Source organism: Frigoribacterium sp. CFBP 13712, assembly GCF_014842255.1.
Taxonomy (GTDB): domain Bacteria; phylum Actinomycetota; class Actinomycetes; order Actinomycetales; family Microbacteriaceae; genus Frigoribacterium.
Genome location: NZ_JACYVH010000003.1, coordinates 398,688 through 413,760 on the forward strand (window position 1 = coordinate 398,688; position 15,073 = coordinate 413,760).

13 protein-coding genes are annotated in these 15,073 nt (G+C 72.7%); 2 read left to right on the forward strand and 11 right to left on the reverse strand.

The annotated features are described in order from the left end of the window. The first annotated feature begins 112 nt into the window (after nucleotides 1–112). Nucleotides 113–286, forward strand: a complete 174-nt coding sequence (locus IFT51_RS07975; RefSeq protein WP_192060521.1) for a CsbD family protein — start codon at nucleotides 113–115, stop codon at nucleotides 284–286. Between the two features lie 81 nt (nucleotides 287–367). Here IFT51_RS07975 and IFT51_RS07980 read toward each other — a convergent pair whose 3' ends face one another. The 7 genes from IFT51_RS07980 to IFT51_RS08010 are packed head-to-tail and all read right to left on the reverse strand — an operon-like array spanning nucleotide 368 to nucleotide 8,830. Beyond that, complete coding sequence (locus IFT51_RS07980) at nucleotides 368–1,018, reverse strand: TetR/AcrR family transcriptional regulator (RefSeq protein WP_244637035.1); 651 nt, start codon at nucleotides 1,016–1,018, stop codon at nucleotides 368–370. Continuing rightward, nucleotides 1,015–3,081 carry a CocE/NonD family hydrolase gene (locus tag IFT51_RS07985; RefSeq protein WP_192060522.1) on the reverse strand — a complete coding sequence of 689 codons (2,067 nt, stop codon included), beginning with the start codon at nucleotides 3,079–3,081 and terminating at the stop codon, nucleotides 1,015–1,017. Before IFT51_RS07985 ends, IFT51_RS07980 begins: the two co-directional genes overlap by 4 nt. Beyond that, nucleotides 3,078–3,326, reverse strand: coding sequence for a hypothetical protein (locus tag IFT51_RS07990; RefSeq protein ID WP_192060523.1), 249 nt, complete (start codon nucleotides 3,324–3,326; stop codon nucleotides 3,078–3,080). Before IFT51_RS07990 ends, IFT51_RS07985 begins: the two co-directional genes overlap by 4 nt. After that, nucleotides 3,323–5,200: an ABC transporter ATP-binding protein gene (locus IFT51_RS07995; RefSeq protein ID WP_192060524.1), complete on the reverse strand. Its 1,878-nt coding sequence runs from the start codon at nucleotides 5,198–5,200 to the stop codon at nucleotides 3,323–3,325. Before IFT51_RS07995 ends, IFT51_RS07990 begins: the two co-directional genes overlap by 4 nt. Beyond that, on the reverse strand, nucleotides 5,197–6,141 hold the full coding sequence (locus tag IFT51_RS08000; RefSeq protein WP_192060525.1) for an ABC transporter permease: 945 nt from the start codon (nucleotides 6,139–6,141) through the stop codon (nucleotides 5,197–5,199). The genes IFT51_RS07995 and IFT51_RS08000 overlap by 4 nt, the downstream gene beginning before the upstream one ends. Beyond that, nucleotides 6,138–7,208, reverse strand: a complete 1,071-nt coding sequence (locus IFT51_RS08005) for an ABC transporter permease (RefSeq protein ID WP_192060526.1) — start codon at nucleotides 7,206–7,208, stop codon at nucleotides 6,138–6,140. The genes IFT51_RS08000 and IFT51_RS08005 overlap by 4 nt, the downstream gene beginning before the upstream one ends. Beyond that, on the reverse strand, nucleotides 7,205–8,830 hold the full coding sequence (locus tag IFT51_RS08010; protein ID WP_192060527.1) for an ABC transporter substrate-binding protein: 1,626 nt from the start codon (nucleotides 8,828–8,830) through the stop codon (nucleotides 7,205–7,207). The genes IFT51_RS08005 and IFT51_RS08010 overlap by 4 nt, the downstream gene beginning before the upstream one ends. Nucleotides 8,831–9,134: 304 nt before the next feature. Here IFT51_RS08010 and IFT51_RS08015 point away from each other — a divergent pair, with 304 nt between their 5' ends. Next, entirely contained in the window at nucleotides 9,135–9,905 is a 771-nt protein-coding gene (locus tag IFT51_RS08015) for an inositol monophosphatase family protein (protein ID WP_192060528.1), read from the forward strand. 277 nt (nucleotides 9,906–10,182) lie between these two features. Here the strand turns inward: IFT51_RS08015 and IFT51_RS08020 are convergent, their stop codons facing one another. The 4 genes from IFT51_RS08020 to IFT51_RS08035 are packed head-to-tail and all read right to left on the reverse strand — an operon-like array spanning nucleotide 10,183 to nucleotide 15,068. Further along, on the reverse strand, nucleotides 10,183–12,246 hold the full coding sequence (locus IFT51_RS08020) for a beta-galactosidase (RefSeq protein WP_371740737.1): 2,064 nt from the start codon (nucleotides 12,244–12,246) through the stop codon (nucleotides 10,183–10,185). Next, nucleotides 12,233–13,138, reverse strand: a complete 906-nt coding sequence (locus IFT51_RS08025) for an ABC transporter ATP-binding protein (protein WP_192060529.1) — start codon at nucleotides 13,136–13,138, stop codon at nucleotides 12,233–12,235. Before IFT51_RS08025 ends, IFT51_RS08020 begins: the two co-directional genes overlap by 14 nt. Then, complete coding sequence (locus IFT51_RS08030; protein WP_192060530.1) at nucleotides 13,135–14,091, reverse strand: ABC transporter ATP-binding protein; 957 nt, start codon at nucleotides 14,089–14,091, stop codon at nucleotides 13,135–13,137. The genes IFT51_RS08025 and IFT51_RS08030 overlap by 4 nt, the downstream gene beginning before the upstream one ends. Next, nucleotides 14,088–15,068, reverse strand: a complete 981-nt coding sequence (locus tag IFT51_RS08035) for an ABC transporter permease (protein WP_192060531.1) — start codon at nucleotides 15,066–15,068, stop codon at nucleotides 14,088–14,090. Before IFT51_RS08035 ends, IFT51_RS08030 begins: the two co-directional genes overlap by 4 nt. Nucleotides 15,069–15,073 lie beyond the last annotated feature (5 nt).

A 15,073-nucleotide genomic window follows, 5' to 3' on the forward strand; every position in this document is an offset into this window, starting at 1 on the left:
CACCCCTCCCGTGCAGCGGCTGGGAACTCGCCCGGGGGCCGTCCCGGCGCCCGGCTTCGGCCTACCGTCCACGTCTGCCGGGACTCTCCGGCGAGAGACCGAAGGGGACAACATGTCCGTTGGAGACAAGGCAAAAGATTTCGTCCAGAAGGCAGCCGGTCACGTCGAGGAGGCCGTCGGCAAGAAGACCGACGACCCCGAGCTCACCGCGCAGGGCCAGAAGGACAAGTCGATGAGCGAAGACCGTCTGCAGACCGAGAAGGCCAAGGACGGCGACCTCAAGTAGGCAGCCCCACCGCATCACGCACCGCGAGGTGGACGAGACGCCGCGATCACGCCGGCTCTCGTCCGCCTCGCGGTTCGTCGTTCAGGCGCAGCGGGCGCCGGTCTCGTGCTCGACGAACACCCACATCCACTCCAGGGCGAGCTCCGAGGTCAGCCCCGGCGCCTTCTGAGCGAGCTGCGTCGCCACACCGTCGCTGTAGGCCGCGAGCTTGAGCGCCAGCTCCGACGCGTCGCCGACCGCGAGCGACGGGAACACCCCGCCGGCCCCACGACGCAGCGTGCGCGTCAGGCAGGCCTCCCACACGCGGATCCGCTCGACGTACTCCTCGGCCACCGCGGGCTTGCGGGCGACCGCCGTCCAGTAGTCCGACCACAGACGCCAGTGCTCGTCGCTCGCGTCAGTCGCGGCGAACAGGGGCTCGATCAGCATCCGCACCCCGGCGACGGGGTCGGGCTCGGCGTCGACCGCCTCGATGATCGACGAGTAGAACCGCGCCGTCTCGAGCACGACGACCTCGTTGAGGATCTGCGCGACGCTCTCGAAGTGATACGTGACGGTGCCGACCGACACCCCTGCCTCCCCTGCGATGTCGCGCAGCCGGGTCGCACCGAGCCCCTCGCGGAGGATCACCCCGCGCGCCGCTTCGACGATCTGCGCCCGGCGTTCGGCGGGCTTCCGCCGTGCCCCGCCGCCGGCGGCGCCCGCTGCCCCGGCACCCTGCGCCGACATCATGCCGACGTCCGCGGCACGACGTCCTCGAACCGCCGGTCGGCGACGAGCACCGCTTCCGTCGACGGCCCGCCGTCGCGCGCCCATGCCCGCACCGTGTTGACGATCACGAAGTCGTCGTGGGTGGCCGAGACGTGCGACGTCGTCTCGAGCCAGGCCCGCCAGTCGGGCTTCTCGAGTCCGATCGCCCAGCGCGACTCCGCCGAGGCCGACAGCGGGTCGCCGTCGACGATGCGGTAGGTCTCGCGGCTGTCTTCGGTGAAGACGAGCCCGTCGGGGTACTCGCGTCCGCCGCCGTAGCCGGGGTCGACGTCGAGCACCCACTCGCCCGTGCCGACGTCGTGCGTGACGCTGCGCTGGGGCAGATCCGACGCGGGCGGCAGGGCCCGCACGGCGAGCGGCGTCGCGCGGGTCGGCTCGTCGAAGCGCACCCCGTCGTCGCCCGCCCGCGTCCACACCGGCAGCGTCACGGCGCTGCGCTGGGGGTCGATGGTGAGCGTGGCCTCGTCGGAGTGCGGCCAGATCCACGGCCAGTAGGCCGATGACACGGCGATCCGGAGGCGGTGGCCGGCCGGGAAGGAGTGCCCGGTCGAGACCAGCGGGACGCGCACGGTCTGCTCGACCCGCACCTCCATCGGGTCGTCGCGGTGCCGGCCGTTCCGCTTGTTCAGGTTGAGGACTCCGCGGGTGACGAGCGTCGAGCTGCCGTCGGGCGCCACGTCGCAGAGCCGCACGATGACGTTCGCATCGGGCCGGTCGCTCGTGATCGCGAGGTCGACGACGACGCTGCCGAGCACGTCCAGCGGCGCACCGGCCCCGCCGGCCCCGTCCGCAGACGCCCCCACGTCGAGGTCGAAGCACACCGACCGGCCGTCCTCCGCGCGCTGGTCGGGCGGCAGGTCGGTGGCGTTGCCGAACGGGAAGAACCGCCCGGCGTCGAGCCCGGTGCTCTGCGGCGAGCGCACGACGACGAATCCGTGCTCGCCGCCGGTCAGCAGCTCGAGCGGCTCGACGCGGGCCCGGGTGGCGGTCGAAGGCCAGCCTTCGGCGCCGACCCAGCGCCCGGTCCGCTCGGCGTAGTACGTCGCGGGGGGCTCGGAGTCGTTGATCCAGGCGCGCAGGGCCGGCTCGTCGTCGACGCCGTTCGGCTCGTCGAGCAGCCAGCGGTCCCACCAGCGCAGGGTCTCCTGCAAGAATCCGATGCCCGGGCCGGGGGCGAGCCCGCGGTCGGGGTACTGGTGCGACCAGGGCCCGATGATGCCCTTGACCGGCGCGTCGAGCTCGGAGACGAGGCGCAGCACGGCGTCGCGGTACGGGTCGGCCCAGCCGCCGACGGCGAGGACGGCGGCGGTGATCGACGAGTAGTCCTCGCAGACGCTGCCGTGCCGCCAGTAGTCGTCGCGCTCCTGGTGCGCGAGCCAGACCGGGGTCATCGGCCGGTTGTGCTCGAGGCGCTCGCGCCAGCGCGCGACCCAGTCGGCGCCGACCACCTCGGGGCGCGGCGGGCGGGAGTTGAACGCGAACATGGTGCCGCCCCACGCGGCCATGTCGATGCCGAGCACGGCGCCGCCCATGTAGTGCACGTCGTTGTCGTAGCGGTCGTCGGTCGAGCAGACGGTGACGATCGCCTTGAGCGCGGCCGGGGCGCGACCGGCGAGCTGCAGGGCGTTGAACCCGCCCCACGAGATGCCGAACGCGCCCACCGCGCCCGTCGACCAGGGCTGCGCGGCGAGCCACTCGATCAGGGCGATGCCGTCGGCGAGCTCCTGCTCGGAGTACTCGTCGTCGAACAGCCCGTCGCTCGAGCCCGTGCCGCGGATGTCGACGCGCACCGACGCGTACCCACGGGCGGCGTACCAGGGGTGCCGTTCGCTGTCGCGGGGAGCCGTCCAGTCGTCGAGCCGGTACGGCAGGTACTCGAGCAGCACGGGCACCGGGTGCTCGACGCGTGGGGCCCAGACGCGGGCGTGCAGTCGCGTGCCGTCGGGCAGCGGCACCCACTCGTCGCGCACCTCGATCTCGTGTAGGAGGCGCGGGTCGCCGAGGAGGCGCTGGTCGCCGCTCACAGACCGGTCCCGTCGGACGGCCGCCCGCCCTTGCGGGTCTGCTCGCGGCGGCTCGCGCTGCGCTCGAGGTGAGCCTCCGTCGCGAGGCCGGCCTGCGCCTCCTCGTCCAGGGCTCTGTCGTAGCGGCTGGGCTCGTGCGAGGCCTTCTCGCGCGAGGCGCGCTCGTGCGAGGCGCGCTCGTGCGAGGCCCGCTCGTGCGAGGTCTCGTCGCGCAGGCGGTCGTCGTTCGGGTGGGTGATGCTCACTGTGCCTCCCAGTTCTTGACGTGGTGCCCGCCGCCGTGGTCGGTCCAGCCGTCGGCGTCGCGCCAGCGGGCGCGGCCGTCGCCGACCCCGGGCAGCTCGGTGGTGCCGGGGTCGAGGGTGGCGTCGAGCAGGGTGCGGGTGTAGGGGTGGTTGGGGCCGACGAAGACGCGGTCGGCGGGGCCGACCTCGACGATGCGGCCGCCGGTCATCACGGCGACGCGGTCGGCGACTCCGCGCACGACGGCGAGGTCGTGGCTGATGAAGAGGCAGCTGAGCCCCTTCTCGTCGCGGAGTCGCGTCAGCAGCTCGAGCACGCCGGCCTGCACGCGCACGTCGAGCGCGGTCGTGATCTCGTCGGCGATGATCAGCTCGGGGCCGGCGGCGAGCGCCCGGGCGATGCCGACGCGCTGCCGCTGGCCGCCCGAGAGCTGGGCCGGCAGGCGGGCGGCGAAGTCGGGCGTGAGACCGACCTCGACGAGCAGCTCGGCGACGCGGTCGGGCGAGCTGCTGCCGGTGAACAGCTTGAGCGGGCGGGCGATCGCGGCGCCGACGGTGCGGCGGGGGTTCAGCGAGGTGTCGGCGTTCTGGAAGATCAGCTGCACGGCGCGTCGCAGATCGGCGCTCCGTCGGCCGACGGGCTGGGTGAGGTCGCCCTCCAGGCCGGCTGCTCCGCGGAAGGCGAAGGCGCCCGACTCGGCGGGGATCAGCCCGGCCATCGCGGTGGCGAGCGTCGACTTGCCGCTGCCGGACTCCCCCACGACGGCGAGCGTCTCGCGGCGGCCGATCTCGAGCGACACCCCGTCGACGGCGGCGGGCAGACCGCGCCCGTACCGCACGACGAGGTCGCGCGCGGCGACGACGGGCTCGGTGCTGCCGACACGAGGCGCAGCCTGCGCACCGGGATCGACCGCGGACTCCTCGCCCCGCGCGACGGCGAGCACCTGGGCGGCCCGCACGTGGGCGGCGTGCGCGATCCCGGACAGCGTCCCGCGGAGCGACCGGGCGTCTCGTCCCGACTCGCCCGCCCGGTCGCCGTCGCCGAGGTGCACGCGCGGGATGCTCGCGAGCAGCTCGCGCGTGTACTCGTGCTGCGGGTCGGCGAACAGCTCGGCGGTCGGCCGGTGCTCGACGATCACGCCGTCGCGCATGACGGCGATCTCGTCGGCCATGCTCGACACGACGCCGAGGTCGTGGCTGACCAGCAGGATCGCCATGTCGAGCTCGACCGCCAGATCGCGGATCAGCTCGAGCACGGCCGACTGCGTCACGACGTCGAGCGCGGTGGTCGGCTCGTCGAGCACGAGCAGCTGGGGCCGCGCGGCGACGGCCATCGCGATGGCGATGCGCTGCTGCTGCCCGCCCGAGAGCTGATGGGGGTAGCGGCGCACGATCGTCTCGGGGTCGGGCAGGCGCACGTGACGCACGAGCTCGAGCACGCGGTCGTGCCCGCCGGGCAGCCCGTGGCTCTCGAGCGCCTCGCGCAGCTGGCGCCCGACGCGCATCGACGGGGTGAGGGCCTGACCGGCGTTCTGGGCGACGAGGGCCGCGGTGCCGCCCCGCAGCGCGCGTCTCGCCCGCTCGTCGAGGGCGAAGACGTCGTCGCCGGCCACGCGGACGCTGCCGCCGACGATCCGCGACCCCCGCCGCAGGTGCGCCAGCAGAGTGCGGGCGACGGTCGACTTCCCGCTGCCGCTCTCTCCGACGAGTCCGAGCGCGCGGCCGGCGGCGATCTCGAAGCCGACGCCGCGCACGACGGGCACCTCGCGGCGCCCCGCGGCGTACGAGATCGAGAGGTCGTCGACGACCACGACGGGGGCGGAGGCGGTGTCGGTGACGGGCGCCGCGCCTCCCTGGTTCGTGCTGGTGGTGGTCATGAGGTGGCGCCCTTCTGCGCGCGGTCGACGCCGAGCGTCTTGCTCAGTCCGTCGGCGCTGAGGTTGAGGCCGATCACGAGGGTGGCGAGGGCGACGACGGGGGCGAGCGTCCCCATCGGCACGACGGTGAGGGCGGTGCGGTTCTCCTGCACCATCAGCCCCCAGTCGGGAGTCGGCGGGTTGGCGCCGAACCCCAGGAACGACAGGGTCGAGATGAGCAGCACGATCCACGACGCGCGCATCGCGAACTCGACCAGCACGACGTCGAGCACGTTCGGCAGGATCTCGCGGAACACGATGCTCAGCGACCCCTCGCCGCGCGCGCGGGCGGCGGTGACGTAGTCCTGGGTGATGACGGTGCGGGCGGCGCCGCGCACGACGCGGGTCACGGCCGGCGCGTACACGACGGTGACGGCGAGCACGATGACCCAGAGCCCCGAGTCGAACACGGTCACGACGACCAGCAGCGCGAGGATCGACGGCACGCTGAGCAGCGCGTCGACGATGCGCATGACGACCTCGTCGAACCAGTTGTCGGCGTACGCCGTGATGCAGCCGAGCACCGTGCCGATGCTCACCGCGATCGTCGTCGCCAGGAACGTCACGAGCAGCGCGTACTGCCCGCCGTGCAGGGTGCGCGAGAGGATGTCGCGGCCGTACTGGTCGGTGCCGAGCCAGTGCGACCAGCTCGAACCGGCGAGAGCCGCGGTCGAGTCGGTCGCGACGGGGTCGTGCCCGGCGATCAGCGGGGCGAGCAGGGCCAGCGCGATGTGCAGCGCGATGAGCCCCAGACCGATGCCGAGAGCCGAGGAGGCGCTGATGCTGCTGCTGAGACCGGTCGCGAGACCGCGCAGTCGCGCCCCGACCGTCTTCGGGGCGTCGGGTCGACCGGTCGAGGCGACCCGCGCCTCCTCGGTTCCGTTCGTCGTCGTCGTGCTCATGAGCGGGCCTTCCGTCGGGTGCGGAGTCGGGGGTCGAGCGCGAGGGCGATGAGATCGGCCGCGAGGTTGCAGACGACGTAGACCAGGGCGCTGACGACCGCGATCGCCTGGATCGTGGGCAGATCGCGGTTGAACACCGACTCGAGCATGAGCTTGCCCATGCCCGGGTAGTTGAAGACGTTCTCGACGACGACCACGCCGCCGAGCAGCCAGGCGACGTTCAGCGCGACCACGTTCAGGGTCGGCAGCAGCGCGCTCGGCACGGCGTGACGCCAGACGACCTGACGCGTCGAGAGGCCCTTCAGCTCGGCGGTGGTGACGAACTCGGACGCCATCACGTCGATCGTCGACGACCGCGCGGTCCGCACGATGTAGGCGGCCATGGCGAGGGTCAGCACGATCGCCGGCAGCCAGACGCTCGGCAGCAGCTCGACGACGGTGGCGCTGTCGCCGCGCAGCACGACCGCGGGGAAGATCGGGATCGCCACGGCGAACAGCAGCACGAGGATCGTCGCGACCATGAACTCGGGCACGCTCATCACGATCAGGCTGATCAGCGAGATCGCGTGATCGCTCGGACGGCCTCGACGCACCCCCGCGACGACGCCGAGGGTGAGCGAGATCGTGACGCCGACGAGCATCGCGGGCACGGCGATCAGCATGCTGTTGCGGAACGCGATCAGCAGATCGGGGCCGACGGGCGCGCCGCTGACGAGCGAGACGCCGAAGTCGCCGTGACTCGCGCCGAGCAGCCACTCGCCGTAGCGGGCCCAGACGTTCTGATCGAGGCCGAGCGTGTCGCGCAGCGCGGCGACGGCCTCGGGCGTGGCGTCCTGGCCGAGCAGCTGCTGCGCGACGTCGCCGGGCAGCGCCTGCACGGCGAAGAACACGAGGAACGAGGCGAGCAGCACCGTGAGCAGCGCGGTGCCGACGCGACGCAGCACGAGCAGCAGGGTGCTGAGGGCCGGGCTGCCGGGGCGTGACGGGCGCGGGGTCGTGGGCGCGCCTCCTCGGCTCGTGAGATCGGCCTCGACGGCGGATCCGGTCGGGGTGTCGGTGGGGCTCATGCGCGCAGTCCGATCTGGAGGTAGTCGAACTCGAAGCCGTACTCGCGGTAGTTGACGACGTCGCGACCGATGCCGACGAGGCGGTCGCCGAACATCGGCGTCATGTCGGCGCTGTCCTCGACGATCAGGCGCTGGGCGTCCTGGTAGAGGGTGGCGCGACGGCTGTCGTCCATCTCGGCGCGGGCGTCGTCGAGCAGGGCGTCGAAGGTCGGGTTCGACCAGGCGCTCTCGTTGTACGACGAGCCGGTGCGGAAGATCTGGTTCAGCAGCTGGTCGATCGGGCGACCGGTGAACCAGTAGCTGACCATCAGCGGCTTCTGCATCCAGATCTGCGTGTAGTACGAGTCGGCGCTGGCGTTCTTGACGACGAGGTCGATGCCCGCCTGCTTCACCTGGTCGCGGTAGGCGACGGCCATCGGCGTGAAGACCGACTCGTAGCTCGAGGTGTGGATGTCGGTGCGGAAGCCCTCGCGGCCGGCCTTCTTCAGCAGGGCGCGGGCCTTCTCGGGGTCGTACTCGCGCTGCTCGTCGAGCCAGACGGCCTGGGTGGGAGGCACGGGGTTGTCCCAGCCCGCGGTGCCGGTCCCCTGCAGGGCCGTGTCGACGATCGCCTGCGGGTCGTAGGCGAGCTTCATCGCCTGGCGCACCAGCGGATCGCTGAACTCGGCGCTCGTGAACAGCATCGGGATCGTGTACCACTGCGCGTTCGCCGAGCGGGCGACCGTGGCGGTGCTCGACGCGCTGACGACCTGCGCGGTCGCGAAGTCGAGGTTCGTCTGCGAGATGAGGTCGATCTGACCGGCGAGCAGCGCGTTGACGCGGGCCGTCGTGTCCTGGATCGAGTAGAAGTCGATGCCGTCGAGGGCCGGGCGGCCGGCGAAGTGGTCGTCGTACGCCTCGATGCTGCCGGTGCCCGCGGGCTCGAACCCGCTGAGGCGGAACGGGCCCGTGCCGATGCCGGTGGTGCCGATCGTGGGGCCGTTGGCCGGGTCGGCGCTGCCCTCGGGGATGATGTAGCACTGGTACGCCGTCAGCAGCGAGGGGAACTCGGCGTTCGGCGTGAGCAGCTCGATGCGGAGGGTGAGCGGGTCGGGGGCGCTCATGCTGCCGGGGCCGATCATGGCGGCGAGCACCTCGCCCTGCGGCGACGCGGTCTCGGGGTCGAGGATGTGCTCGATCGAGTAGATGGCGTCGGCGGCGGTGAAGCGGCGGCCGTCGTGGAACCGCACGCCGCTGCGCAGGCGGAACGTCCAGGTGACGCCGTCGGGTGTGGCCGACCACTCCTCGGCGAGATCGGGCACGGTGACGCCCTGCTCGTCGAGCTTGACGAGGCGGTTGTAGAGGGCGCCGAGGTACTCGTAGGCGGAGAGTGAGCTGGCCGAGTCGAGGGTCTCGGCGGCGGAGGCCGCGGGGCGCGCGATGCGGAGGCGACCGCCGCGCTGCGCGGTGCCGGTGGCGGCGGCCTCGGGGATGGTCGGGTCGCTGCGGGCGGGGGCGCAGCCGGCGAGGGTGAAGAGGCCGGCGAGGCTCGCGAGCCCGGCGGCGCCGGCGAGGACGGTGCGGCGGCTCGGGCCTCGGGATTCTGCGCCCGGGCGCGGGTGTTCGGGGACGATCGGTGTCATACGGGTATGGCCTTCCGGTTTATCGTTCGGGTGAACGATAAGGCAGTCGCGGCGTATCCACGATTCGAGGCCCGAGGCTTAACGCACTCGTTACGTCGCGGCGCCGCGCGGCGGGCCCTGCGTCGAAGTGACCCGAAGCGGGCCTTGCGGCGCCCCCGGGGCCCTTTTCGCGTCACCTCGACGCGGGGCCTGCGGCCCCTCGCGGCGGGGCGTGCGTCGAGGTGACGCAAAGGGCCGCCTGCGGAGGCCGGAGGCGCCCTTTCGCGTCACCTCGACGCGCCGCACCGGCCCCTAGGGTGGAGCGATGAACGACGTCGAGCTCGCCGAGCACCTCGTCCGCCGAGCGGCGGACCTCGCCATCCGGATGCGAGACGAGGGCGTCGCGTCCGAGCGCAAGACCTCGAACGCCGACCTGGTCAGCGCGGCGGATCGCGCCGCCGAGGAGCTGATCGGCGAGACCCTGGCGCGCGAGCGGCCCGACGACGGGCTGATCGGCGAGGAGGGCGCGGCGTCCGTGTCGCGCGACGGTCGCGCCTGGGTCGCGGACCCGATCGACGGCACGTTCAACTTCCTGTCCGCTCTGGCGTCGTGGTGCAGCGCGGTCGCCCTCGAGGTCGACGGCGTGCTCGCGGCCGGCGCCGTCCACCGCCCTGCGCTCGACGAGACCTGGGTGGCCGACGCCGACGGAACGCGCCTGAACGGTCGTCGTGTCGCACCGCTGGTCGATCGACCCCTCGCGGAGTGCGGCGTGGCCACGTTCGTGAAGTCGGGGGATCTCGGTGACGGGAGGTCCGTGGCGGTGATGGCGCGCCTCCTCGGCTCGTCGGCGACCGTGCGGGTCAGCGGTTCGGGCACCTGCGATCTGGCCGACGTGGCAGCCGGGCGGATCGGGCTGTGGGTGCAGGCCGACTGCGACGACTGGGACTGGCTGCCCGGGCGCGCCCTGGTCGAGGGAGCGGGAGGCGGCACCGAGATCGTCGAGCATCTCGGTCGCCGCTGGCACCTCGCCGGTTCGGCCCGGGCCGTCGCCGAGGCCGTCGAGGCTGTGCTCTCCGCGGAGCTCGCGACCGGCTGACGGGCCTGACCGGCGGCCCCGAGGAGGCGCGGCTCGCGTCACCCTGCGGGCGGCCCTGCATCGAAGTGACGCGTCTAGGTGCCTTCGCAGTCCGGAGGGCCCCTTTCGCGTCACCTCGATGCGGCGCCTGCGGCCCCTCGCGGCGTCGCGCGCGGCGGGCCGTGCGTCGAGATGACGCAAAGGGCGGCCTCCGCGGGCCGGAGGCGACCTTTCGGGTCACCTCGGTGCGCCCGCGGACCCGAGGAGGCGCGGCTCGGGTGGCGGCGCGGGGCGGGCGCTACTCCTCGCGGACGACCGCCACGCCCCCGGCGGGCACGACGCCGCGCCCCTCCCACGCGGTCCCGGTCAGCAGGTCGACCCCGGTCGCCTCGACCCAGCCCTCGCCGGAGCCGTGGTTGATCGCGAACAGCCAGGACGACTCCCCCGCGGCGCGCCGGACGACCTCGACACCGGCCGAGGCGGCGGCCGCCGGCCGCACCCCGCTCTCGTCGAGCAGCCGCTCGAGCAGCTCCCCCAGCCCCTCGGGCTCGAGGTCCGACGCGAGGTACCAGGCCGCTCCCGCTCCGACTGGTCGGCGGGACACCGCGAGCCCGCCGTCGACTCCGTCGGCGACGACGCCCGAGTCCGCGGCCACCCGGTACGACGCGACGACCTCGGTCCCGGCGTCGACCGGCGACACGACCTCGGCCCAGCGCCGAGCGCGCCAGCCGGTCGAGAGCTCGATGGTCTGCTCGTCGGTCAACGGCGAGAACTCCTCGCCCCGCACGCCGAGGAGCTCGCGGAAGGCACCCGGATAGCCGCCCGTCCGCACGGTGTTGCTCACGTCGACGATGCCCGAGAACCAGGTGACGAGCACGGTGCCGCCCGCCTCCGCGAAGCGTCGCACCGCGTCGGCGGCGGCGTCCGACACGAGGAACAGCCCCGGCACGACGACCAGGTCGTAGGCCTCGAGCGGATGCCAGGCCGGCACGACGTCGACCGTCACGCCGCGCTCGAACAGTGCGGTGTGGATCGCCCGCGCCGTCGCCGCGTAATCGGGCCGGTTGATCGGCTTCAGACCGCTCTTCAGCGCCCACCCGGCCTCGTCGTCGTGCAGCAGCGCGACCCGGGCGCCGACCACGACGCTCCCGCGCACCTCGCGCAGCGCCTCGAGATGACGCCCCAGGCGCGTGATCTCCGCGAACCGCCGTGACGACGGACCGGCGTGCGGCAGCATCGCCGAGTGGAACTGCTCGGTGCCCGACCGCGACGCCCGCCACTGGAAGAACATCACGCTGTCCGACCCGCGCCCCAGGTGAGCGATCGCGTGCCGGATCATCTCGCCCGGCGCCTTCGGCTGGTTGATCGGGTGCCAGCTCGCCGCCCCCGCCGCGTGCTCCATGAGCATCCACGGGCCGCCGCCCGACATCCCGCGCATGCGGTCCCCGCTGAAGGCGAGCTCCTCGTGCCGCAGCGGATCGGGGCCGTAGGTGTAGTGGTCGTTCGCGGCGATGTCGACCTCGGGCGCCCAGCGCGCGTAGTCGACGACGTCGGGCCCCAGCCCGACCATGAAGTTCGTCGTCACCGGCAGCTCGGGCGTCACGCGCTTCAGCACCGCCTTCTCGGCCCGGTAGCACTCGAGCAGCGCGTCGGACGAGAACCGCTCGTAGTCGAGCAGCTGCCCGGGGTTGTGGGCCGTGACGCCGCTCGGCGTCGTGACCTCGTCGAACGACGAGTAGCTGTTGCCCCAGAACGCCATGCCCCACGCGGTGTTGAGCGCGTCGACCGACCCGTGGCGCGCCTCCACCCAGCGACGGAACGCTTCGTTCGACACCGGGCAGTGGCAGCGGGCGTTGCCGCCGCCGAGCTCGTTGCCGACGTGCCACATCCGCACGGCGGGGTGCCCGGCGACGTGCTCGGCGAGCGCCTCGACGATGCGCAGCGCGAAGCGGCGGAACGTCGGCGACGACGGGCAGAAGCCGAGGCGGCCGCCGGGGGCCAGCGGGTGGCCGAGCTCGTCGTGCGGCAGGATCTCGGGGTGCAGCCGGTGCAGCCACATGGGAACGGCGGCCGTCGGGGTGGCGAGGTCGACCGCGATGCCGTTCTCGTGCAGCAGGTCGAGCATCCGGTCGATCCAGGTGAAGTCGAACACGCCCTCGCGGGGCTCGTGCACCACCCACGAGAACACGCCGAGCGTGACGAGGGTGACCCCCGCCTCGCGCATCAGCCGCATGTCGTCGAGCACGACCTCCCACGGCCACTGCTCGGGGCTGTAGTCACCGCCGAACGAGAGCCCGTCCGTCGGCCAGGCGACGCGAGAGCCGGCACCGGCACCGCCACCGCCCCCGTCAGACCCGCGCACGCGCCCCGCCCTTCTCGCGCGCCGTCTCCCACTCGCCCGTGTAGTGGTCGAAGCACACCGAGTTGTCGAGGGAGGCGCGGTCGGGGGCGGCCTCGTCCGAGACGATCTTGCCCACGCGCTCGGGGTCGGGCGCCGCGAGTGCGAGCAGCTTCGTGTAATCGTGGTGAGGGTCGAGGATGACGGCGTCGGCGGGCCCGCGCTCGACGACGCGACCGCGGTAGAGCACGAGGATCTCGTCGGAGAAGTGCCGGGCGGTCGCCAGGTCGTGGGTGATGTAGAGCACCGCGAGGTTGTCCTCCCGCTGCAGTCGGCCCATCAGGTTCAGCACGCCGAGGCGGATCGACACGTCGAGCATCGAGACGGGCTCGTCGGCGATCAGCACCTGCGCGCCCGGCGCGAGGGCCCGTGCGATGGCGACGCGCTGCCGCTGCCCGCCCGACAGCTCGTGCGGTCGCCGGGCCGCGATGTCCGCGGCCGGTCTCAGGTTCACGCGCTCGAGCATCTCGAGCACCCGCTCGTGCGTCTGTGCAGCGCCCCGGGTGCGGCGGTGGATCCTGAGCGGTCGGGCGACGTGGTGCTCGATCGAGTGGAACGGGTTCAGCGACGCGAACGGGTCCTGGAAGACCATCTGCACGTGCCGTCGGTACAGCGACCCCATGACGGGCGTGCCGTCGTCGAGCTGCACGTCGATGGTGCCCGAGGTGGGCTTCTCGAGCTTGGCGAGCATCCGGGCGATGGTCGACTTGCCCGAGCCGGACTCGCCGACGAGCGCGACGGTGCGACCCGGCAGCAGGTCGAACGAGACGTGGTCGACGGCCCGGAAGGCCTTGCGCGACAGCCCCGAGCCGACCGCGAAGTCCTTGGTCAGGTCGGTGATCTGGATGCTCGTCATCGGGGCCCCTCCTCGAGGTCGTCCGGCGTGGGCAGCACGACGGAGCGGGTGTCGGTGTCGACGGGCGAGCCCTCGTCGACGCCGGTGCGGATGAACGCCCCGCGCGACCCGCTGAGGCTCGGGAACGAGCTGAGCAGCCGCCGCGTGTACGGGTGCTGCGCGTCGGTGTAGATCCGCTGCGCCGTCGACAGCTCGACGATCTCGCCCTGCAGCATCACGGCGATCCGGTCGCTGATCTCGAGCAGCAGCGGCAGGTCGTGCGTGATGAAGATGACGGCGAAGTCGAGCTCGTCGCGCAGGCGGACGATCTCGCGCAGGATGTCGCGCTGCACGACGACGTCGAGCGCCGTGGTGGGCTCGTCCATGATCATGATCTGCGGCTCGAGCAGCATCGCCATGGCGATCATGACGCGCTGCCGCATGCCGCCCGACAGCTCGTGCGGGTACGACGACAGGCGCACCGGGTCGACCCCGACGCGCGTCAGCACCTCGGCCGCCCGCTCGCGGCGTTCCTTCTTCGACATGCCGCGACGATGCGTGATCAGGACGTCCTCCAGCTGGGTCCGCACCGTCGTCACGGGGTTCAGGGCGTTCATTGCGCCCTGGAACACCATCGACAGCTTCGACCAGCGGAACGCCCGCAGCTCCTCCGACTCGAGGGCGAGCAGGTCGACGTCGGTGCCGTCGCGGTCGTGGAAGGTCACCGACCCCGTCGCGATGCGCGCCGGCGGCCGGTGCAGCCGGTTGATCGCGTAGGCGAGGGTCGTCTTGCCGCAGCCGGACTCGCCCGCGAGCCCGAGGATCTCCCCCGGTCCGAGGGTGAGGCTGGCCGCCTTCACGGCGGTGACCGGGTTCTCGACCTCGTAGACGACGGTGAGGTCATCGATGGTGAGCACGGCGTCGCGGCGGGTGCGCGTGCGCGACGCGACCGGCGCCTCCTGGGTGGGGGTCATCGTGCTGCCTTCCGGGCCCGACGCGCCTGCTTGCGGTGCAGTCGGACGTTCTTGAGCTTGGGGTTGATGATCTCGTCGATCGAGAAGTTGATCAGCGAGAGGCCGGTGCCGAACAGGGCGATGATCAGACCGGGAGGGCCGAACCACCACCAGGCGCCGAGCGGCAGCGCGAAGCCGTTCTGGGCGTAGAACAGCATCGTGCCGAGGGTCGACGAGTTCGACGCCCCGAGCCCGAGGAACGACAGCCCCGCCTCGCCGAGGATCGCGGCGATCACCGCGAAGACGAACTGCGATGCGAGCACCGGCAGCAGGTTCGGCAGGATCTCCACCGTGATGACCCGCCACGGCCGCTCGCCCGCCACCCGCGACGCGGCGACGTAGTCGCGCGACCGGATCGACAGGGTCTGCGCCCGCAGCACCCGGGACGACGCGGCCCAGCCGGTGATGGCGAGCACGACGCCGATCGTCCACAGCCCGCGCTGCTCCTGCGGTACGAAGCCCGAGATCACGATGACGAGCGGCAGACCGGGGATCACCAGGAACACGTTCGAGAACAGCGAGAACGCCTCGTCGGTGAACCCGCCGATGTACGCGCCGAGGATCCCGAAGAACGCCGACAGCGCCGTCGCGAGCACGCCCACGATCAGCCCGATCTGCAGCGAGCCCCGGGTGGCCCAGGCCAGCTGCGCGAAGACATCCTGCCCGGTCTGGGTGGTGCCGAGGAGGTGCTGGGCCGACGGTCCCGTCAGTCCGATGTCGCGGATGGCCGCCGGGTCGCCGACGAAGAACGGGCCCACGACGCCGAACAGCACGATCACGCCGATCAGGGCGAGGCCGGTGGCGAGCCACGGCGTCATGGTCGGCAGCATCAGCCGCCAGGGCGAGCGGGGCGGCTTGCCGCTGTCGGCGGACGCCGACGCGAGCTCGGCGGTCGGATCCGCGACCGCGGCCTCCGTGAGGGGCGCGACGTTCGTCATGAGTC

Excerpts from the sequence above, each read along its gene's own strand:
- IFT51_RS07975 (WP_192060521.1), top strand. The coding sequence starts at position 113 with ATGTCCGTTGGAGACAAGGCAAAAGATTTCGTCCAGAAGGCAGCCGGT.
- IFT51_RS08030 (WP_192060530.1), bottom strand. The coding sequence starts at position 14,091 with ATGACCCCCACCCAGGAGGCGCCGGTCGCGTCGCGCACGCGCACCCGC.
- IFT51_RS08015 (WP_192060528.1), top strand. The coding sequence starts at position 9,135 with ATGAACGACGTCGAGCTCGCCGAGCACCTCGTCCGCCGAGCGGCGGAC.
- IFT51_RS08035 (WP_192060531.1), bottom strand. The coding sequence starts at position 15,068 with ATGACGAACGTCGCGCCCCTCACGGAGGCCGCGGTCGCGGATCCGACC.
- IFT51_RS08005 (WP_192060526.1), bottom strand. The coding sequence starts at position 7,208 with ATGAGCCCCACCGACACCCCGACCGGATCCGCCGTCGAGGCCGATCTC.
- IFT51_RS08025 (WP_192060529.1), bottom strand. The coding sequence starts at position 13,138 with ATGACGAGCATCCAGATCACCGACCTGACCAAGGACTTCGCGGTCGGC.
- IFT51_RS07980 (WP_244637035.1), bottom strand. The coding sequence starts at position 1,018 with ATGATGTCGGCGCAGGGTGCCGGGGCAGCGGGCGCCGCCGGCGGCGGG.
- IFT51_RS07995 (WP_192060524.1), bottom strand. The coding sequence starts at position 5,200 with ATGACCACCACCAGCACGAACCAGGGAGGCGCGGCGCCCGTCACCGAC.
- IFT51_RS08000 (WP_192060525.1), bottom strand. The coding sequence starts at position 6,141 with ATGAGCACGACGACGACGAACGGAACCGAGGAGGCGCGGGTCGCCTCG.
- IFT51_RS08010 (WP_192060527.1), bottom strand. The coding sequence starts at position 8,830 with ATGACACCGATCGTCCCCGAACACCCGCGCCCGGGCGCAGAATCCCGA.